Consider the following 19850-nt stretch of genomic DNA (forward strand, 5'->3'; position numbering starts at 1 on the left):
TCTGAATGGTGGTGGCACATTCACGGTAGTTGGCGAGAGAGGAGTGTGCACATTGGCGTCTGGACGTCCTCTTTGAAATCCGCCGGCGGACGTTAGACTCGCCTATCCCCAACCATCCTTTCGATTGACTTAGAGGTGCTCTGTTGAAGGGCGAATTCTCGAGTGATGACCTGAAGCAGCTGTTCGCGCTGCTCTCGGAGAAGCATCCCGAAGGCGGTACAGTGCCTTCACCTCGCAGTAGGTGCACAGAGGTCGAACAGAGACTCCTCGATAACGACTCGATCGAGCGGTCCGACTTCCAGGACCTGGTTACAGCCACTGATCGCCGAGCCTGGGGACAAGCCGGGCACTATGCGCCAGCGCTAGCGGCCTACTTTAGAATCAGCGAAGCGAGCCTGTGCCGGAAGCCCCAACACGTCGATGACCAGGTGTTCCTGTTTCAGGGCTTCTGTGCTGCAGACGCTGTCGCACTCCTGATCTACATGGAGAGCCTGGGCTTCCGGGTCTTCCCCGAACGATTGGTTGCCAAGCTGAAGAAGCGGCTCATCAATAAACCGGTGATGACCGAGTCCGAGTACCGGATCTGGACTTATGAGCAGTCCCGTGAGCGTCAGAAGCAGGTCATCAAGTCCAGCGCGATTGTTCGGCCAGGCTTTCCTGAAACGAAAAGCCACAAGGATCAGGCTGGTAACCGGGTGACCCTGGCTCTACAGGGTGAAGAAGCGCTGTACCTTGAGGTGCGTGGTGCCCGGCATCGCGAGGTAAAGAACGACTTCAAGGTCTGCGAATACTGTGGGTTCGGATATCTCGCCAGCAGCCGGAGTGACCGGGTTGCCCATCGTAGTATCCACCGGGCCACTGAGCGGGTACTTGATCCGCCCCCCAACAGACTGTTCGCCGGCAAACTCACAGCCGGGTTCGCAGGCGAGGAAGTCGGCCCCCAGCAACCGCAGTGGATGCATCGGGAGGTATTCAGGCGCGCAGCCCGTTTTCGGGAGGACTTCGGTTACGACTTCATTCAGTGGCCGGGGAATGGAACTGCGAAGGCCTCTGTCGACTGGCGTGGTTACCTCATCCCGGCGGGGCAGAACGGCACCATTGCTGGTGCCTGTGCCTTCAGTCGGCGACCTGAGGCCGATCAGTACGGCAGCGAATGGGCACTGGCTTGGATCTGGCTGGCGCCTTCCTACCGCCGGCAGGGCCTTGTGCGCGCTCGATGGCCCAAATTCCTGGAGCTGTTCGGTGATTTTTGGATTGAACGCCCGTTGTCTTCCGAGATGGAAGCGTTCGTCAGGGTGCATGGCAGCGAGCTACAGAAGCGCTGGTTGAAGGAAAACGGTGCGTGAGCCTATCGCTCGCACCTCGAGGAGTTTGTTCGTGACCACCATCAAAGCAGTGGATCGTCGTGATCCGATGGTCTTCCCGGCCGAGGACTATGCGCTCGCCTGGGTAGCGTGCCTTGCCGGCTATTTGCCTGGCCTGAAATACCGTAGCCGGGAAGCTCTTCTCCGGCTCTCCGGTTGGCCTCATTGGAACGACATGGTTGCGGCTTGTAATCCGGCCAAGCACTGTGTCACCGAGGATATCGGGAGGAACCCGGCCCAAAGGCTAGCAAGCCTCGCTGAGCACCGCGCCATCCTCATCCATGAGTTCGGTGTGAAGCCAGCTTTCGCCAACACGTTCTTGTGGGCGAACCCCCTGGGGTCGTATGACCTGGTTCCGCTGCGGGCTGCAGCTGAAGGCGCGCTGTACCGTGAGGGAGAGCGGCCGTCCGACAAGCTGAGTGAGATTCTTCAGCGGCTAGATTCAGAGAACCTGGCGCTGATCCCGGGGACTGAGGACAACATCATCCGGGCGTTCACCTACACCTGCGACCGGGTCTACTTGGCCATGTTCGAACACCTGGGTTGGGCACTGAAACTGGACGACGGGAGCGATTTCGGCATCCCTCCGGGCCTGCCTATCTCACGCCTAGGGGATATTCAGGACCCGGAGCTAGGCGCCGTTCCCGTCTTCCTCACTGGAATGACGCCTGATCCGTACCTGCCGTCAGACGAAACAACGAATGCTATCTACAACTGGATCACTTCGCCCACGGGCGGCAAGCAGACCACCGCTGTGGTTCTGTTCCGGCAACCTCAACTCCAGGTGATCGACAAGATCGAGACCTCGATCTTCGGCAGCTTCATTGAAGGCCATAGCGCGTTTCATCTCACTTTAGCCGCTACATCCAAGTCGCTTGGGAGTGTGGTGGGTGACGTAGTGCCGGGCGAGAGCCTGCCGGTGCCTGAGCACCAAGATCGTGGGTTCGAGTTGGCTATGCGCTTTGTACGGGCAATGGAGCGCTATTGTGATTTCCCTGAACTGCACATGGACGGCATCGCTCAGCCGGTGGTGCTGGCCGGTGGTACCGGCTGGGGTTGCCTGAAGCTTCCGGTGCGAGCTATCGACTGAGGAGCCAGGAAGCGGCTACCGACTTTTCCTATTCCGCCAGTGCCCAGCAGGGCTGAAACAAGCCAGCGCCTCGTCATTGAGGATCAGCACCAGGTCATAGACAGTGAAGGCACCGACCAGCTGCAGTTCCAACTGCAGTTGGTCATCAGCCTGGGCTTGAGATATTGGCTGTTCACCCCAGTTGTCATAGACCAGCAGCCAGTTCCGATCGTAGGTGCTGAATCCTGCCTTCAGAATGCTCTCCATCTTTTGGCCAACAAAATGAGCCATCGCCTTAGCCCAAGCGACGGCGCCATCGCCGGCGAAGCCATCTCCTCCCTGAAGATGGCGAAGGCTTTCATCCTTTTCTAGCCGAATCTCCTCCTCGAGGATCTGCTTTAACTGCTTGGCGGGCAGTTGAGGGGAGCCGGGAATCTCCTTCCTTGCCCAGGCAATAGAAGGCGCCTCCGGGGTCCTTGCACGAAGCACTTCAAGGCTGGCGGCCGTCGGCGACACTGCCTCGACGATCTCCACGCCGATCGTTTCTACCGGGGTCTCGATCACGATGTCGGGCCGATCGCTGTGAATGATCTCGGCGGGGAAGGCCAGAGGAAGGTCGCGGCCGCACTTCAACGCCCCCAAGATGCAGTGGATTTCCGTATGGTCGTGGTTTCGCTGCTCGTGCCTCAGCGGAACCGTCGTGTCTATCGAGTTGAGGGCTAAAACGCGATCGGCCAACTCGGAAGGGAGTGTGACGAGGAGATAGGGCTTTGGCCGTAACGAGGGCATGCTGGTCCACCTAGAGCTCAGCTTGGACCCATTATTACCCGTGAATCAGTGCGCCGGCAGGGGCTGGCGCGCCAGCGGGAAAGTTTGCTCCACCAGGAGAATGTCCCCGAACGGACGGATCGACTCCCAAAGCGTGCAAATGGTGTCCTCGGGCATCTGCTGGAAACCGGGCCACTCGCGGTGCGGGTCGAAGACACCAATCTCGAACTCTGGGTGCTTGAAAGCTACTGCCCAATGCCAGGCGTCCGCCCCGCTGGGGGACTTGTGGCGTACCTTCAGAACACAGAGACCGGTGAAATCTGACCAGCCTTTCCAACGGCGAGTTGCTGTGATCAGGCCCGCGGTGGCCAGTGCCATCCTCATCTCCCCAGAACTGGTGGAGAAGGGCACGCGACAACCGCGGCGTACTCCAAGTCCTTGGGAAATGAAGTGCTCGCGGGCTTGGGCGTATGTCTTTCCCCAAACCATCGCCAGGCATGCAATGCCACAACCGAAGCGGTCGGTCTGCATGATCTTCTGTACACCACAGCGGGTCTGCCAGTGTTCATCAGCAGGTTCCTGCAGGTCCCTTTCCATCGGTTCTGCTCGATGCCAATACTGGCCACGATGGTACGGGGAGAGCAGCGCGATGCTGGCTCAAAGCGAGACGTTAGTTTCCACCAATCCGCGAAGGGCACGAGAGTAAACGATGAGACGGTTACTCTGGCGATTACTGCTGGCGCTGTTTGGGCGTGTCTACTTGAAGCACCAGGCACTGGTCTGCCCCAACGAAATAGTTGCCTTGTTTACCGGTCACCCTGCACTGCAGCAGAGCCTCCTGCCCCTTCCGGATCTGCGCAGCTGTGTCAGTAGGAGGTACAAGTACGGGGTTTCCGTCTTTACCCTCAGCAAACTGAGCCTCAAACAAGCTGGCAAGAACCTCTTGGGGGGTGTACAGCTCCTTCCGCAGCCCGTTGAGATGGACTACAGGCTGTTGCGAGCGGCGGTCCTTGCTCAGGTTCGTGACAATCCCAGCAACCACGATGTACTTGCCCTTGAACTCCTTGTCGGCCGCGAACTCATTGCTTCCGTATGCTGAATATAGATTGATGGCTTCAACGACAGGTGGGTTCCGCATAGCCTTGAGAGTCTCAAGACGGGCCCTGACTGCAGGATCGACATTGCCGAACGTGTCAGTAATTTCGTCGGCAACGGTGGCGCCGGAGGCAAGCAGCGAAGTCAGGAGCAGCGACAGGGCGAAGCGGTTCATGCGAAATCCCTTTGCAGGTTGGTGCTGGGTCGCCACCGGGGGAAGGCGACCATGTTGGGCAGCGACTGTAACCACAGCGGCCATTTTTCGGAATAGCTGTGACCGATCAATCCCGAGCCACCTGGGATGTCTTCCATGAATCTGGCATTGGAGCTGCTGGTGTATGCGTCTCAACAGGTTCGGCGCTACTGTCTGTGTTTGACGCGATACCCCAAACAGCCTTGGCACCTGGTCGAGGCGCTTATGGATCTGAATAGGAGAAGGGGCACCACATGGTTACTCACTTCAGCGTGGCCACCGGCGAAGTGGCTTGCGGCCGGAACAACCACTACGTCTCGGGAACGCGGGACAAGCTGCGTGTGAGCTGCAGGAACTGCCGGAGCACCGAAGTATTCAAAACCCACTCTGACGCCCAGGCTGATTCTGGGGGGGGCACGTCGGGGGCTACATACAAGTGGCGTCATGCGTGGGCAGTGGCCGTCCAGACCCGCCGGCCTCATGATCGCCTGCCTCGTGGTATCAAGCCGGTGGTTCTCCCGGTTCTTCAGTAAGGCGTTCATCGCTGGCAGGCTATTGGCGAATCGTCCCACCCGGGACGGCTATGGCCCCGTGGCCGGAGAGGGATAGATCTCCCGCGACCGAGTCGGGACTTTATCGCAATGCAGTTCTGTGATGCATCCGGCGCGGTTGATCACCTCACGAACCTGGTCTTCAGTGGCAGGCTGATCGTCGTCCAGCCACCAGTCAGGTCCATCCTTGCTGATCCAGGTGTCTCCGGCGCTCCACGTGATTGGTCCGAGAGACCCAGCGGCCCTGCAGAAGACATAGTCAGCGTGGAGCAGTTCCAGCGGATCATTCATGAGCGCTCGCTCCTTGAACCGACGCTGAGATTCGGTAATCTGCACCTGAGCGCTGGCCAGCGCTCGCACGCCCACCCTGGGCGAAGGCCGGTTTAGGCCATGGCTTAAAGGATTTCATGCGGAAGCATTGCCCTCCCGGCAGTGTGTCTAGTGGGCGTGGCACAAGATTGCCGTCAAGGAGCATGCTTTGACTACTTCCAATCGCTTCCCCTCCGGCGCCTCCACCGAACAGGTCAAGAAGGACGCCAAGAAACTCGCCAAGGCCAACTCGATACCACTCCATGAAGCGCTCGATCGGGCTGCTGCGGAACATGGGGCACCGGTGCCGTGGAATCGAGTTCAGGAGTACCTGGCAAGCCAGGACAATGAAGAATTGCTGGCGCGATTCCCCCTCCCTCTGTCCGCCGGCGGTGATTTTCTCGTGTCGATAACCGTGCAGCGCCCGCTGATCTCGGTGACCGGTGTTGTAGCAGTCGGGAAGTCGATCAGTGCAATGCTCATTGCCGAGCAGTTCCTGGCGCAAACCCGCGGCCGGGTTCATCTCGTGTCGGCTTACGATCTCCCGGCTGACAACGGCCAGGTCGCATCCGAATCATCGTGGGGGCATGTCTGGAACAGGCTCAAGTCCGAATATGGGAATCGTTGCCTCCAAGTATCGAGTATCAGGCGCCCAGGTGAACATCTCCCGGCAGAGGCACTCGATCTGACATCGACTCGCCCTGACCGGGGGGATCTGGTGATCGTCGATGAGCGTAACTACGGGGCACGTGGGCAGAGCTTCGAGGAGATCGCTTCGGTGGCTCGGATGTGGCGAGTCGGAGTCGTTCTCTGCAAGATTGGTGGTCCTTGGATTGGCGAGATCACCCGTGAGCCTGCCGATGGGGGACCCTTCACCGTTCACGTCGAGTGCTTCCGCGCGCCGCGCACCGAAGAGACGACTCTGCTGGTCACCGAGGTCCTGACCAGAAAGCAGAGTAGCTGTCGGGTAGTGCCTGGGGCTGATTTAGGCTCGCCCGCCAGGCGATTCCGATTCGACCGGAGCACGCTGCAGAAGATTGAGGCTTTGCCTGTCACCCGGTCTCAGACCAACACCAGGAGTACCCATTGAAAAACCCTAAGGATGAAAGCCACATGGCTCGCGACATGGCTTCTGCGTCGAATCAGGGGATCGAGGCCTTCGGTGCGCGCCTCAAGCTGGCCATGAACGGGGTATCGCCGCGAGCCTTTGCTCAGCAATGCGAGATGTCTGAGGGCGCACTGTGGAGCTACCTCCGCGGTAGCACCTTCCCAACTTTGGATCGCCTCGATCGTCTGGCCAAGGCCTGCGGACGCTCCCCTGCCTGGCTCGCCTTTGGTGCGGACGCCCCGGTAGGCCATGCCGAGAGCGATCTTGCCTTTGTCCCGATCTACGAGAGCACTTGTGCTGGAGGTCATGGGTCATGGCGCGCACGTGCCAAGCAGATAGGGGCTCTTCCTCTGCTGACGTCGGAGCTGAAACGGAAAGGGGTCGCAGCCACCGACCTGTCTGTTGTGTCGTTGCCGGTGGAAACGGTGGTTTTCAACCATTCCCTCGCGGCACTCCAAGGGGACGGGCGCTACGTTCTGGACTTCGATGGCCAACTCTGCACCCGACGTCTGCAGCGTCAGTTTGACGGCTCCGTGCTCATCCTGGGGGAGGAGCATGGATTCAAAGACATGCTGGTCCCCCGGCACCATGTTGACCAGATCGCAGTCGCCGGCCCATGCATTTGGGCTGACACCTGGCTGGTCTAGTGATCCGTACTGGCGTGTTTCCAGGAGAAAACCCAACACTGGTTCAACGCGGTGTGTCGGATTGCATCCGGGCCCGCAGCCAGTGGAGTTAGGTGGTCAAGGCCGATGGTGGTTTGGCCTGGGAAGCTAGCTTCTGTATCACCCCGGGAGCCGGGGTTCGATTCCAGTATTCAGCAATGGAGCCTGTTGATGGGTGAGCACGAGAAGGAAAGGATGTCCGGCTGGGAGCGATCTCTAGTCGAGGTGATCGAGGCTGAGCTTGCGCATCTGCGCGAGCTCGATGCTGATCAGAGCGGCGATGTTGAGCCCGGTGACGTGGGTAGGGTGCTGAGCAGAATCGGTGCCCTGACAGATCTTGCCGAGGTCGATGGGCTGGCGCTGGGGGATGGTGCTAAAGCTAAGCTGGCGCATCTGGACGCTGAAGCGCTGCAGGTCATGAGGGACCGGACTGCGCGCACCCACTCCCAAGGACCGGCCGGTGAGGGGCAGCTAGCGGCCGCCAAGGCCCTCTTCGACGCAATTCTCTTGAACCTGCCTGCCCTCGCCGCCGGCGAGGAAACCGGTTTTGCCATCACGATTTCGAAGCAGGCCTACGAGGACCTGAACCGTCATTGCGGTGATCTCGATGGGTTTAGCCTGATATTGAGCCTGGTCCGGGTCCAGGACAGTCGCGCGATGCAACTCGCCGGCGACCTCAGAAAGTAGACCCCGGCTGTTGGGGGCTGCACATGGGAACGCTGCGGTAGCCTGTATTCATGCGTCGGACTGGGATGAAAGAGCAATGAAACTGAAGTTGATTGTCGAAAAGGAAGCATTGCGCGCGGAGGCCCTGTTGGCGGACTACTTGGGGCTGTCAGCTGGCAGCATCGATCTCGCAGACTTCGAGGTCGATTACATGAAACGCGCTACTCCGGAGCTGAAGCGCTGCGTCCGACTGATCCAGGACCTGGCTGTCTCCGAGGTTTCAAAAACCGTTGCGCACAATCTGGGTGAGGCCGTCGATACCCTGGCCATGTTGGTGCGGGCACCACAGATGGCACGCCCCATCCGTATCTTGTGGGATCTGGAGGAGGGCATTCGCCGCACCCCGGTGAACGTGGTGCGCCACCTGATGGCGGTAGCAGGAGCAGTTGCCCTTGGAGTGTGGGGGACTGTCGAGAAAGGAGGGGCCGTCGACCTCGGCCTGGGGGTGGGGGCACTGCTGTTGATGCTGTCGTTCGCCTGCAGCTTGAGCCACGTCCGTGATCCTGGCCATGGGGTGGTGATCGGCCTCTTTGCTACCTGCACCATCGGCGCAGTCGTCCTGTTCGCGAAGGGTGTGCTGATCGCCTTCCTAGTGTTCGCAGTGGCTGCAGCAGGTTTCTTCCTCCGCGACTTCGCACAGTGGGTTGGTAGTGCAAAGCCCGCACTAGGAACCCATCACCACCACGAGCCCGTTGGTGCGGGGGATTTCACCTTCGAGGAGATGTACGACATGAGTGGCGCTCCCGGCCCGTCGCTCACTGGGTACGATAAGGGCGACAACGAGTGATAGGGGGCCGCAGCCACGTTCGTGACCATGTGAAGCCTCTACCGAAGGCATAGGAGCAAGTACAGGATGAATGGAGTCAACCGAGGTATTCAACTGCGCAGACTGATCATCTGCGTGATGACAAGTGCGGTGCTAGGTGCACCAGGCCTGGCGGTCGCCGGGAAGCTGGGCAAAGCAGTAGGTTCTGTCGCCGGCAGTGCAGGTGGGGAGGCGGTGGGAGGTGTCTCTGGCGAGGTCCTTAGGCAGACGCTGGCTGCCAAGGGGATTTCTGAGGACGAATTCTTTGCCATGGCGTTCGAGCGTGGCATCCCCCGCATAAAGAAAGATCTGCCGATGATGGTTGATCAGGACACTCAATACTACGACGTGACAGGAAGCGGGAGAGAGTGGGGGTACTGGTATCGGTACCTGCGTTACAGCTCGCTGGATTTTGACCCTGCCGAGTTCAAAAAAGAGATGAGTCCAGAGATCATCGCGCAAGTGTGTTCCAAGCCCCAAATGATCCGCCCCTTCATGGAGATGGGAGGCGGGTATCAGTACAACTTTGTAGGCCGGGATGGAAAGTTGATCACATCCATCCTGGTAAGACTTCAGGACTGCAGCTGAGTCCCGATTTACCTACAACTCAGTTGCTCGGGGGCTTCTAACGGTCCTTGTGTATAAAACACTGCCAGAAATCCGCATGCTTCTGGGCCGATAGAGGCCTATTGCCACATTCTCCCGGCACACCTCCATTCCCTCGCCTACCATTTGATGGTGAGACGCTCTGCAAACAAGACGAACAAATGGAGGTGGTCGTTATGGCGAATTACCTGAGACTGGGGCGCATCGCCCTTTTTGCCGCTGCTGTTGGCCTCGGTGGGTGTGCTTCTCCTCAGCTGCCAAAACTTGATGTTGATTCCATTGATACAGAGCTAGACGCTTATTCGTGCCCAGCCAAACTGCCCCCTAAAGAGCTGCAGGACTGTCTGGAAGCCTACCATCCAAAAATAGACACACAGGCCAGCCGTGAGCTGCGCCTCCTTCGAGCGTATCTTCTCTTGGATAGCACTGCGCACTATGGCGCAAGGCGTTTCACCGCGTACTCCGACGCCCCGGCCGACGACGCCAATCAGTTGATGGGGGCGATCGCATCATCTGTTGAAGGATTGACCGTGCTTGAAAGCGAACGGACGGAGCCTGCAGGGGATAGTGGAAGCCTCTTTCGGAGCAAGGTCAGCTATAAGGTCGATAAGGTAGACGTCTTTCTCCGCATCGTGACCACTGTCGATGCGGCAACGAAGCCGGTTGTACGGGGGGTGACAGGAATGCTCTTCCTCAATAGCACCGTGGACCGCATCAAGAAAGGCGCCAAGCTAGTTCGAGATCTGGGGGTGGACAAACTCTATGCATCCGCTTACCGGGATGGAATGGTCCAGCTCCGATATCTTCAAATGGCTAATGTCCCTTACGATACAGCGCGAGCTGAAATTCTCGCCCGCCTGAACACATCCTGTTTGGCACTCGCTGCTCTGGCAAAACGTACCGAGCACTCCTGTGGCAAGACGGTGGTGGCAGCAGGGGCTGCTGCAGGAGCGGCTGCTACGCCTGTTGGGGTAGCACTTTAGACCTTGGTCATGGTGTGGGTGGCGCGAAAGCGGGGATCGTCTTTGCTGCCCACTCGTATCTGGCCTGGTCCACTTTAATTTGGCCTTGGGCGTGCTCACCAACGACGCCCAGGACCAGGTCGAAGATGGTGTCCTCGCCCTGGACCATCCTGAATGTGAATCCGTACTCGATCCCATCAGCCGTCGCGGCGGTGTACCTCTCGTGTTCCAAGCTGGGCACGGCCGCCGGCAGTAGTGCTTGAAGCGAAGCCGCGATCTGGCGAATCGATTCCTGACAGTTCCCATGAGTGAGTTCGATCGGTGGGAGCCCGTCATTGGTATGGCCGAGTACGCGCCAGCGGACCCCGCCGTACTCCCCGATCGAGCAGCTGCAGGCCCCGTCCTCGCGCAGTAGCGCGGAAGTGAGAATCTTCGACTCGTGGTGAGCGAGCATCACGAACGTGTCGCCGCTGTTCTCAGTTTCGATCAGGTGCAGAGGAGGCCCCTCCAACTGCAACTCATCGTAGTTCGCGACCTGAGCCAAGAGCTGCTCGCTCTGGCGAGTATCGAGCGGGTAGAGCGCCTCGCAATCGTCGTACCGCACACGCAAGCATCGCTGGACTTCGAATCGAGTGAAGGTCAATGGCTTTTAAGTCATGGACAGGTTGGTGGCCATCGTGGGTTTCCTCAATGAGTCCTTGTGGATGGGCTCATTTTCGGCGCCGCTGGAGTGTGCCAACAGCCCTTAACCTCGGACCGCAGCTGAAGCTAGCAAGAAAGCAAACATCAGAGCGACCGACTCGACCACGATGCAGAGCGAGGTCATGAACGCTGTGCTGGTGAACATGGCCAGGCCGATGAATCCCCCCTCGGCTTGAGCGATGGGGATCTGTTTGAGCACCATCTGGATAACCGAAAAAGCGAAGACCACTGCACCGGCGAAGAGCAACGTGGCCTGGAAAGCAAAGGCAGTACGGGTGTCGTTATTCATGGTGCGTCCTCTAGGCTAGTGGTGACTCCGAATCAGCAGAGCATGAGGGCGCAATTCGTTTCAAGCGAAGTACCTGCAGGTACTGCCGGTGGCTCCGATCCCCGGGCCCTGGCACGAGCAGCGCAATTCCCCCCTAATTGCATTCGTGCTGACCATCGCTTGCTTACGGGCTAACCAGTCCTACTGTAGTCACGACCGGCTGCAATCGATCTTAGCGCAAGCGCTCAATCGTATTGCAGCATGCTTAATTCTGACGCTGTATGAAGCTGCCCAGCTGACGCAATCAGCAGGATTATTGTCGTTGTGAACGCAGTCTGACCCGTGTGGGGAGATCTGCCTGATGCTATGAGTCCAGGTCAGACGATAGCTTGCGGATGAAGTCCCGGATCTCGTTTTCGTCGATTTTGTCATTCATCCCTTTGCAGAGTTTCTCATGGGCGCTGAAGTCATACTTGGGGTGGCCGTTCTGTATGTTGATGATTACTGTCTTGTTAGGGTCATCGCCCTTGGCGGCTTCTTTCGTGATTTCATCGGTGAACAGTTCCAAACCCTCGAAGTCGGGTTTCGCTGTTGTTTTGCCTTGTAAAAGCGCTTCGAAAAGCGATCGTACATACGCGTTGTAGTTCTGATAGTGACGGTTGACGAAGATTGCATCCGGGTTGTCGCCCGTAAGGGATGGAATCGCGTGGCCTATCCACTGGGAGTACGCTCTGGTAGGAGTACCGTGCACGTGAGCATAGCTGTCGCCGAAAGCATGAATCAGAAATCCCAATTGCCAGTCAGGCACGTTGGAGCCAGGTGCGACTGCTTCGACGATCTTCTGCTTGAGCCGGGCACGTCGAATTTCCACCCTGCGCGCGTCGCCGCCGTGCAATGAATGCAGCCCATCAACAACCTGGTGGCGGTATGACCAGAACCCAGGAATGACACCATATACCGAGACGGGCACAGCATTCAGCGACCAGAGCAGTTCGTCTGGTGTTTGGGCGTAGCAGGAAATATTTTCAATTTTCTCGTTGTCGTACCCGGCTAGGTACGCCACATAGCCGGCGGTGTAGAAATGCCCGTCCTTGTCGTAGAAGGAGCTGTAGGCACCCGAAGTTGTCGGCGACAACCGGTTTGATTCGTTGCTCGGCTCAGCCCGCACCACAATCATTCTGTGAATCTCAGGCGGTGCCGTCGAGCATCCGGACTGCAGTGCAAAACCGAACAGCACGAGAAAACATTTTCCCAGCGGGCGAAGTTGATTCATTACGGCGCTTCCTTGCATTGGGATGTGGGGAGATTCAGAAACACCTTAGCTCAGGTTGGTGGCAAATGGCCCCTATCCCCGGACCGGATAGAGCAGCGCTGGAGGAGCGCGTCCATATTCCGTGCGCCTACTCTTGGGGCCATGCCGAGATAAAGGGAAAATCAGGACATTCGTTCTGTAAATGATGGATTTAGAAAGACTTTTAATGCGACAGGAATGCCCTCAGTCCACAGTGACAGCAAAATTGTCGCAGTCCGTCTGCTGCTGGATGTCCGGTGCGCCTGGCTCTATGCTCAGCACGCTGGCGTCATCGAGGACGCTCTGCAGATCGACACCCGCATGAAGGTGTTCATGCCAGTAACCGTCACTGCAAAGCAGTATGCGGACATCCCGAGGGAGGTCTGTCGTCAGCCAGTCCGGAGGGCAAAAACGCCTGGCGTTCAGGGAGCGGGTCAGCAGATGCCGAGATTCCTGAATCCCCGAGGTTGCCCCCGGCCAGATGGTCTGGTCCTGGACATTATGCGGGCGGGTCAGCCAGTCGATGGCCTCACCGTGTCGCTGGATACCTAATAAACAATCGCCAACATGCACGATATGCAGCAACTGATGCTGCAGGTCGATTAGTGCACAGCAATAGCTGGCGATGGCGTGCAGGTGATGATGGCGTAACAGCTGCTGTTCGGCGCGCATGATGCTGATCAGGCCAGCGGGGTCAAGCTGCTGCGTCGCTCCCATCGCGGCGGCGATTACGGAACGTGACCAGTGTCGGGCGAGTCCCTGTCCATCGCCTTTCTCAGCAGCATCCACGAGCATGGCCAACACATAGTGATCTTTGCGCCCAATAGCAGCGGCATCGTTGTTGCTTTGTCGTTCCGTGCCCTGGTGACTGATCCACCCAATCCGCATCAGTGGCTTTCTCCTGCTAGAGCTTCCAGGCGTTCGAACAGCAGTTTTTCGCGGTCTGTATCCCCTCTGGCCTGGCCGCTGACTGCATATTCAAAGTTTCCATCAGATAGCAGTTGACCAATCTCCTGGCGGATGTAGTCGCGCACCTCGTCGACGGCAGATTGGATTTCGTCTTGTAGTTCCGGCCGCCCGTCAATCAAGTTGAGGATGTCCTCGATGTCGCGACTGGCCAGGGCATCCCCCCGGCCTCGGCCTTTCCAAGCCTCCAGTTTGGTGGCAACGAAGTAGACGGGGCTGACCAGATTGATAGTGGTTTCTTGGTCTAGATCATACGCCGTAGAGGTGGCCATGGCGTCTTTGTACCAGCGGTTGCTGAAACCGAGGGAGTCGTCGTCAGGCATGAAGTCAACGCGAAGGTCGCCTAGTTTCATCGCGCAGATGGGGAAGTTCTCGTCCCCTTCTTCTGCACTAACCCGGAAACCGTGTTCGCGAAGTGTCTCCTGCAATCGGGCAAAGCCAACGGGGCCCATGACATGCACGATCAGATCAACATCATCGGTACTGCGCACTTGCTCACGGGTGTAGTCGTCGGTCAGCAACAAACCTGTGGTGCAGCCCCCGACAAAGGTCATCTGCTGGCACAGGTCGGGCCCTAACGCTTTGGCTACCAGGCATAACATGGCCTGAAGGGTATTGAAAACGTTCATTGAAATTCCAGGCGCTCTTGCAGCAGGTCCACAGCAATTTTACGTTCGCGGGGCTGGCCCATTCGAATGGCGTCGACCAGCGCCAACAGGGCGTACATTTCTGGATCTCTTCGAGCCGCATCGGCCGCAGTCTTGAAAAGCGGCTCGACCTTCATTCCCATGGTGTTGCCACGAGCATACGACCAGACAGGCACGTGCTCGCCGGCACTGATTAGGCTCTTGGCCAGAACTGGGGCGGCAAAGCTGGTCGCAATGCCGCGAGTCAGTTCCCCGGCTCGGACTGGGAAAACGTATTTCAGGCCGAAAACGATGAACTCAAACAAAGCCACAGTATTCGCTCTAGGGACACCCTGTTTGCGGTCGGTTTTGGCCAAGCCAATATCCATGCAATGCTTGAGAGAGAGGTTGATCTGCGTCTTGCTAATGCCAGTCTGTAGTTCTAGTGCACGGGCGGTGTAGGGGGATAGATTTGTGATGCCCGCTTCAACGTCCAGTCGGTCCTGGTCCGGGGGCAACTGGTCATCACCCAGGTCCTCCCAGTCTTTCCAGTCATGCGGCCAAGTCGCCATAGCTTTGCCGCGAGATTCATGCCGTTGCAGGCAAACCAGCTTGAGTAGTAAGCCGATGTCTTGACCTTTCATGCGATGCCCTATCTAGCCGTCCCGAGTCCCGGGACTCGGGACAAAAAGAGCATGCAATTCGTAGCGATGCAAGGGTGAAAATGAAAAAATCTTGGGGACGGCCCTGTGCCTACAAACGACCTCAATGTTGTCGAGCGCCTTGAAGGGGGCGTCTAGGAGGCCGATACGACAGCGCTCCCCGAGGGGCCGACTCTATTCCGCCGCGTCGGCCTGTACTCCCGAGGTCTACCGTTTCTAGACGCTTTGGGAAAAGAATGTCTTACGGGCGAAGTGAGTGAATTGTCCCCTTATCCTGGCTTGGCCATCTGAACGGTATCACGGCACTACTTGCGCCTCATCGAACTCTGTGGAATTGCGGCATGCCCCAAGCCAAGCTCCAGTCACGTGCTCGACACCCATTCCATCTTGCTTACCACCGATCTCTCCACTCCGGCAAAGAGGAGAGCATCTCTTCAATGGTTTTAATTAGAATCGTGGTAAGAACCCTAGGCTGACCTTCGATGTAGTTTTCTAGCCAGAAAGTAATTGCTGCATATCCGGCATGACCGAAATCTATCTCCCCTGAAAAACTGCTCAGGAGTTTAGGTACTCGCTCTGGGTCAATCTTAGAATCGGGCGTTACAACATAAACGATGAGCTGCGGATGATGGCTTTTGACAACATAAACCCTCCCCGCAAATTCAGATTGATACCGGCGTATCTCAGCACTCCACCTCACATCCGTTAGCGTCAGGAAATCAAATGATCGTTCAATCGATTTATGACTTTTCGGATAAAGGATTAATCCTGAGTTCCTCAATTTAGCCCTTAGCTCCTGGGCCGTAGATAACGGTAGTGCTTTGCGCCCACTGAAAAATCCTTGTAACTCGGATTTCTCAACTACCCCATCGATCAGATCTTTTACAGGAAAGCCTAATGAGTCGATAGTCGCTTTGAAGCCCGGTTCTTCATCGGCCCATAGATAGCCCGCGCTTCGAGTAAGCCACTCATCATCCTCTTGTTGCTCATCTGATTTTCCAGTGCCATTCGTGTCATAGCCGATGGCCAAATAGAGAACATTCCCTGTCTCGTGCTGAATCAACAGGCACTGGTCTTTGGCCATTGGCTTTACTGAGTAAGCGCTATTGGAAAACCACGCGCACGGATAGAACCAGTCCAAGGTTGGCTCACGGAACGGATAACGCAATACTTTCTTCGAATGCTCAACCAAAGCCTGATGGCGTTGCGCCGTATTTACCCTGGTTTGCAGCTGAATTCTATAATTAAACTCTGCCCAATTTCTTAGCTGCCCATTAAGTCCAGTGAAGAGATCTCGAATGGAGCTTGGTAGTGTTTTCGATTCATCCATACCCCGGACGGCATTCAGCGCGATCTCTTGAGCGTACTTCTTGCTTGCACTAAACGAATTGCTCTGTTCCGTTAGGACTTCAGGAATGACTGAGCCACACATTTCTTTCAACGAATCAAGAAGCTTATAGTCCAGAAGGAGGTCGCTATCGACGCGCAGCTTATTAGGAATGCCGCCTAGCCTAGTCTCACTAAACCAAGCTTGGTAAAGGAATGAGCCAAGGTCGATGGCTTCACCCACAATGTAGAGTTTCTGGTGCCAGATACTTAGCTTTTCAACTGAAAGGCTAAGGGCAACAATCGGCTTGAGCTCGTAGTTTTCCGCGTCCTCTGGCGCTAATCCTGAATTCACCACTACAAGTGACAGGTCGCGGCGATAAAAAAGGCGTTTCAGTTGGATTAGGGTAAGGTGGTGAGTCAGCATTGTGGCAGGCGTCGTCCAAGTTCGGGGTTCGCATTGTAACCTGCATGTATGCCTCGATATCAAACGCAGTTAACCGCTTGTGGTATTACCAAATTTCGGTGAAATTTCAGTCAGAACTGAAATGGAGAAATTTATAAGAATAAAGTCTGTCGTACGTCTAGCGGCCATTACATGCCTAAGCCCACACACCAGGTCCAACCCTGCCCGTAAACTCGGCGGCACGGCCCGCAGCACAGGCCTCAGTCGGTACTGGCTGCGACAGACTTTATTCCCGAGGCTCCCTCGGGGGTGGCGACCATCGGTCACCGGAACCGCAGTTGCGACCGCTTTTGTTTCTGGTTCCAAATCGTGCTTCTGGCCGCCGTGCTGGTGATCAATCGCCGGCGGGGTATAGTCCGTGGGAACGACCAGCCTGGGCGGTTATAGGGTCATGCCGAGATAAAGGAAAATTAGGACATTCAGATCGCAAGTGGTTGATCTATCGGCTGTTCTTTGGGCCATGCCCAATGTATCTGCACTGCTTCGACTTGGTCTTTGTTGTGTTCACCAACGATGCCCTGGATCAGACCGAAGATGAAGTCCTCACTCGGGTCTCTCTTTCTCTTGAAAGTGCAGTCGTACGCGATCGCGTTAGCTGTCGGAGCGGAGTACGCCCCGTGTTCCCGGTTGGACGCGGCCGCCGGTGCGGAGGAGTAGAGTAGAGGGGTTGCAGTTTCTGGCTCCCGGTTACACTGGACCCAACAGATCAGGAAGGGCACACGAAATTGGACGTCAACCGAGTAATCCAGGCAGAAGCTGATCGCGCTGAGGCGCTGATCGGCAAGTATCTGGGCTTCTATCCGGGCGACTTCGAGCTGGCAGAGCTGAACGTATCGTCCCTTGAAGCCGTATCAGTGGACTTCAAGCGCTGTGTCCAGATGATCCAGGACCTGGCCGGAGCCGCTCCGAGTGCCATGGCCGCCCGCAGCATGGTGATCCTGGTCGACGCCCTGGCTGATCTGGTTCAGGTGCCACGGCTGCGCCAGCCACTGATGGCCATGTGGGAGGTGGAGGAAACTCTGTCGTCGGGAGGCTTCTGGTTTGTCCGCCACGCATTGGTCATCCTTCTCACATTCCTGGGCATCGGTTTCGTGTCTCCCGAGATGCACGGCGTTCCGATGGCCATCAGCTACGCGGCCCTGCTCACCGGCTACGTTTCACTGGCCCTAGGTCTGACCCACTTCAAAAAGCCGACTGCGGCGTTCTTCATCGGCTTCCCGATCGCTCTTCTGGCTGGAGCGGCAGCGATGCTGCTGGGTACCGAAACTCTGATGATGGTCGCACTGATGCTCGCGTCGCTGGGTATGTTCATCAAGTCCCTCGTAGCCATGGTCATGAGCCGTCCGGATGCGGCTCGTACAACCAACTATGACTCGCTGCTTGACCAGGACGCAGGCCCGAATCTGTTCGATGAGGAAGGCGATCCCTTCCTTCACAATCACGCCGGCATGCACCCTTACGCTGCCGATGACTGAAGATCCCAGAACCGATCCAGGCCCGCCCCACAGCGGGTTCTTTCGTTGGAGCTTTCAGTCTGCAGGGCTGAGGAGTGCGTCCAAGGGCAGCATGGAATACCCTTGCGCCACGCAATCAACCTCGAAGCAGTGAATTGAACGATGGGTTTTGAACAACTAGCTGAGCTACGTGATCGCCTGCGGGCTGAGAAGGAGCAGGCAAAGTCCGATAGCTCGAAACACCCCAAGCGGAAGTCCTCCCCGCAGGCTAAGCCTCGCGACTCCGATCCTGCGGTTGAAGCAATCTGGCGGTTGCAGAAGCACTTCCCACTGGCTTTCCCCGTCAATCCGGCCCCCAAGGTTCCACTCAAGGAGGGGGTTTTGAAGGATGCTGAGCAACACCTGGAGCTGCTCGGATTGACCAGCGAACAGCTCAAGTTAGGCATCGCTACCTGGTGCCGGGGAACTCGATACTGGGCTTGCATGGTGGAGAACGCGACGCGCCTGGATTTGAGCGGCCAACCAGCTGGCACGGTAACGGCCGCTCAGGCGCTGCATGCGAAGCGGCAGGCTTCGAAGCAACGCGGGCAGGACCGTAGAAAGCGTGAGAAGCTAAAACCGACCACGCCGGCTACCGACGTTAGTGCCTCGGATCAGGCTTCGGTCTGACATCAGTCGCACTCTAAACCCAGGTGTCCCCAGCAGCTCCCAAACACTTGGGTCTGCAGCAACTGTGGAAATCCTTTTTCAGCCGTCGAACCAGGCGCGCTGCCATGCCGGCGGGCGTGGAATGCAAATAGCGATTGGGGGGAGCATGGGCAGAACTCGGATTCACCTTACCCCGGCCGAAGCTGAGGAGAAGGGGTTCCTTTGCTGTGCCCACCTCAAGGCCCGCCACCGTCTTATGCCGGGGCCGGACACCCGGCCCGCGGGTAGCGTCTGGCAAGGTCAGAGGGCCTACCACGTCTACAACCCGGCCGAGTGTGTGCCGTGGCGTTGGGAACCTGGTCCTGCCCAGCTTCGCCGCCAGGCAGTCGCCGCGCAGGCCCAAGACCTGATCGGCGGCGACTGCCTCACGCTAGACACCGAAACCACAGGCGTTGGATATGACGCCGAGATCTGCGAGATAACGATACTCGACGTGGCCGGAGAGCCGATCCTCGACACGCTGGTACGTCCTACCCGGCCAATCCCGGCCGAGGCGACCGCGATTCACGGCATCACTGACGACCTGGTGGCCTCCGCGCCAAGCTGGCCCGAGGTGGCTGATCAGTACGCGGCTCTCATTGCTGGTCGCACTGTCGTAGCGTACAACGCCGCTTTTGACGTGCGTCTGCTGCGGCAGACCCATCAAATTCACGGCCTGACCGACCCAATTCTGAAGACCGCCTGCGCGATGCTGATGTATGCCGCGTGGCACGGCGAATACGATCGCGGCCGCGACAGCTGGCGCTGGTTGACGCTGATCGACGCGGCAACCGACTGCGGGGTGGCAGAAGCTGGCGCACACCGAGCCCTTGCTGACGCGCGGATGACGCTGGGCGTGCTGCGCTATCTACGGAAATGCGCGAATGGGAGACGGCCGCCAAGGCGGAATGTGCCGGCCGTTGTGCAGACGACATGATTCCTCCCTTCGCGGGAGTCGAGCGGTCGCTTGACCGGCTTGCGACAGTTTTTATTGTTTGCGCAGCTGAATTCGAACAATTAAAACTGTCGCAACCACTCCACGGTTTCCGGGGCTCTCAGCTGCTCTGAACAAAATCACAAAACTGTCGCCCTCCTCGGGATTCGCCCTATTCGCCTTTCCTTCAACTAATAAAAACTGTCGAAACCGGTAACTCATTGAATGTAAAGATTTAATCCGATTC

General features: G+C 57.6%; 22 protein-coding genes. 11 read left to right on the plus strand and 11 right to left on the minus strand.

Annotated elements, in window-relative coordinates; all coding sequences use genetic code 11:
• The first annotated feature begins 143 nt into the window (after positions 1–143).
• Positions 144–1346, plus strand: coding sequence for a GNAT family N-acetyltransferase (locus C167_RS0119895; RefSeq protein WP_017520055.1), 1203 nt, complete (start codon positions 144–146; stop codon positions 1344–1346).
• A gap of 31 nt (positions 1347–1377) precedes the next feature.
• On the plus strand, positions 1378–2454 hold the full coding sequence (locus C167_RS0119900; protein ID WP_235154343.1) for a hypothetical protein: 1077 nt from the start codon (positions 1378–1380) through the stop codon (positions 2452–2454).
• Between the two features lie 15 nt (positions 2455–2469).
• On the opposite strand, the gene C167_RS0119905 is transcribed toward C167_RS0119900, so the two are convergent.
• The 4 genes from C167_RS0119905 to C167_RS32805 form a co-directional block, all read right to left on the minus strand.
• Positions 2470–3222 carry a hypothetical protein gene (locus tag C167_RS0119905; protein ID WP_017520057.1) on the minus strand — a complete coding sequence of 251 codons (753 nt, stop codon included), beginning with the start codon at positions 3220–3222 and terminating at the stop codon, positions 2470–2472.
• A 45-nt stretch (positions 3223–3267) separates the two neighbouring features.
• The gene (locus C167_RS0119910; RefSeq protein WP_017520058.1) at positions 3268–3798 is read right to left on the minus strand and encodes a hypothetical protein; all 531 of its coding nucleotides are present in this window, start codon (positions 3796–3798) and stop codon (positions 3268–3270) included.
• Between the two features lie 133 nt (positions 3799–3931).
• Positions 3932–4471, minus strand: a complete 540-nt coding sequence (locus C167_RS0119915; protein WP_017520059.1) for an OB-fold protein — start codon at positions 4469–4471, stop codon at positions 3932–3934.
• Positions 4472–5070: 599 nt separating this feature from the next.
• Positions 5071–5331 (minus strand): hypothetical protein, encoded by a 261-nt coding sequence (locus C167_RS32805; RefSeq protein ID WP_017520060.1) that lies wholly within the window; start codon positions 5329–5331, stop codon positions 5071–5073.
• A gap of 187 nt (positions 5332–5518) precedes the next feature.
• Between C167_RS32805 and C167_RS0119925 the strand changes: the two genes are divergently transcribed.
• The 6 genes from C167_RS0119925 (at position 5519) to C167_RS0119950 (ending at position 10242) form a co-directional block, all read left to right on the plus strand.
• Complete coding sequence (locus tag C167_RS0119925; RefSeq protein WP_017520061.1) at positions 5519–6439, plus strand: hypothetical protein; 921 nt, start codon at positions 5519–5521, stop codon at positions 6437–6439.
• Positions 6436–7104, plus strand: coding sequence for an XRE family transcriptional regulator (locus C167_RS0119930; protein ID WP_157791860.1), 669 nt, complete (start codon positions 6436–6438; stop codon positions 7102–7104). Before C167_RS0119925 ends, C167_RS0119930 begins: the two co-directional genes overlap by 4 nt.
• 189 nt (positions 7105–7293) lie before the next feature.
• Complete coding sequence (locus tag C167_RS32810) at positions 7294–7809, plus strand: hypothetical protein (RefSeq protein ID WP_017520063.1); 516 nt, start codon at positions 7294–7296, stop codon at positions 7807–7809.
• A 76-nt stretch (positions 7810–7885) separates the two neighbouring features.
• A complete protein-coding gene (locus C167_RS0119940; RefSeq protein ID WP_017520064.1) occupies positions 7886–8635 on the plus strand; it encodes a hypothetical protein in 750 nt (249 codons plus the stop codon).
• Positions 8636–8701: 66 nt separating this feature from the next.
• Positions 8702–9241 (plus strand): hypothetical protein, encoded by a 540-nt coding sequence (locus C167_RS0119945; protein ID WP_017520065.1) that lies wholly within the window; start codon positions 8702–8704, stop codon positions 9239–9241.
• Between the two features lie 194 nt (positions 9242–9435).
• The gene (locus tag C167_RS0119950; protein WP_128082541.1) at positions 9436–10242 is read left to right on the plus strand and encodes a hypothetical protein; all 807 of its coding nucleotides are present in this window, start codon (positions 9436–9438) and stop codon (positions 10240–10242) included.
• A 7-nt stretch (positions 10243–10249) separates the two neighbouring features.
• Here C167_RS0119950 and C167_RS0119955 read toward each other — a convergent pair whose 3' ends face one another.
• The 7 genes from C167_RS0119955 to C167_RS0119985 form a co-directional block, all read right to left on the minus strand.
• Complete coding sequence (locus C167_RS0119955; RefSeq protein ID WP_017520067.1) at positions 10250–10825, minus strand: hypothetical protein; 576 nt, start codon at positions 10823–10825, stop codon at positions 10250–10252.
• A 141-nt stretch (positions 10826–10966) separates the two neighbouring features.
• Entirely contained in the window at positions 10967–11212 is a 246-nt protein-coding gene (locus tag C167_RS0119960) for a hypothetical protein (RefSeq protein WP_017520068.1), read from the minus strand.
• A 343-nt stretch (positions 11213–11555) separates the two neighbouring features.
• Positions 11556–12464, minus strand: a complete 909-nt coding sequence (locus C167_RS0119965) for a hypothetical protein (RefSeq protein WP_017520069.1) — start codon at positions 12462–12464, stop codon at positions 11556–11558.
• A 222-nt stretch (positions 12465–12686) separates the two neighbouring features.
• A complete protein-coding gene (locus C167_RS0119970) occupies positions 12687–13370 on the minus strand; it encodes a hypothetical protein (protein WP_017520070.1) in 684 nt (227 codons plus the stop codon).
• Positions 13370–14077 (minus strand): nucleotidyl transferase AbiEii/AbiGii toxin family protein, encoded by a 708-nt coding sequence (locus C167_RS0119975; RefSeq protein ID WP_017520071.1) that lies wholly within the window; start codon positions 14075–14077, stop codon positions 13370–13372. The genes C167_RS0119970 and C167_RS0119975 overlap by 1 nt, the downstream gene beginning before the upstream one ends.
• Positions 14074–14718 (minus strand): hypothetical protein, encoded by a 645-nt coding sequence (locus C167_RS0119980; RefSeq protein WP_017520072.1) that lies wholly within the window; start codon positions 14716–14718, stop codon positions 14074–14076. Before C167_RS0119980 ends, C167_RS0119975 begins: the two co-directional genes overlap by 4 nt.
• 409 nt (positions 14719–15127) lie before the next feature.
• Positions 15128–16489, minus strand: a complete 1362-nt coding sequence (locus C167_RS0119985; RefSeq protein WP_017520073.1) for a hypothetical protein — start codon at positions 16487–16489, stop codon at positions 15128–15130.
• A gap of 764 nt (positions 16490–17253) precedes the next feature.
• Between C167_RS0119985 and C167_RS0119995 the strand changes: the two genes are divergently transcribed.
• The 3 genes from C167_RS0119995 to C167_RS32815 all read left to right on the plus strand — a co-directional run bounded on the left by C167_RS0119995 (position 17254) and on the right by C167_RS32815 (position 19606).
• Positions 17254–18003, plus strand: coding sequence for a hypothetical protein (locus C167_RS0119995; protein ID WP_017520075.1), 750 nt, complete (start codon positions 17254–17256; stop codon positions 18001–18003).
• Positions 18004–18144: 141 nt separating this feature from the next.
• Positions 18145–18651, plus strand: a complete 507-nt coding sequence (locus C167_RS0120000) for a ProQ/FinO family protein (protein ID WP_017520076.1) — start codon at positions 18145–18147, stop codon at positions 18649–18651.
• Between the two features lie 145 nt (positions 18652–18796).
• Entirely contained in the window at positions 18797–19606 is an 810-nt protein-coding gene (locus C167_RS32815; RefSeq protein WP_024765037.1) for a 3'-5' exonuclease, read from the plus strand.
• Positions 19607–19850: the final 244 nt, after the last annotated feature.

The sequence above is a fragment of the Pseudomonas nitroreducens TX1 genome (assembly GCF_000313755.1).
Classification (GTDB): domain Bacteria; phylum Pseudomonadota; class Gammaproteobacteria; order Pseudomonadales; family Pseudomonadaceae; genus Pseudomonas; species Pseudomonas nitroreducens_A.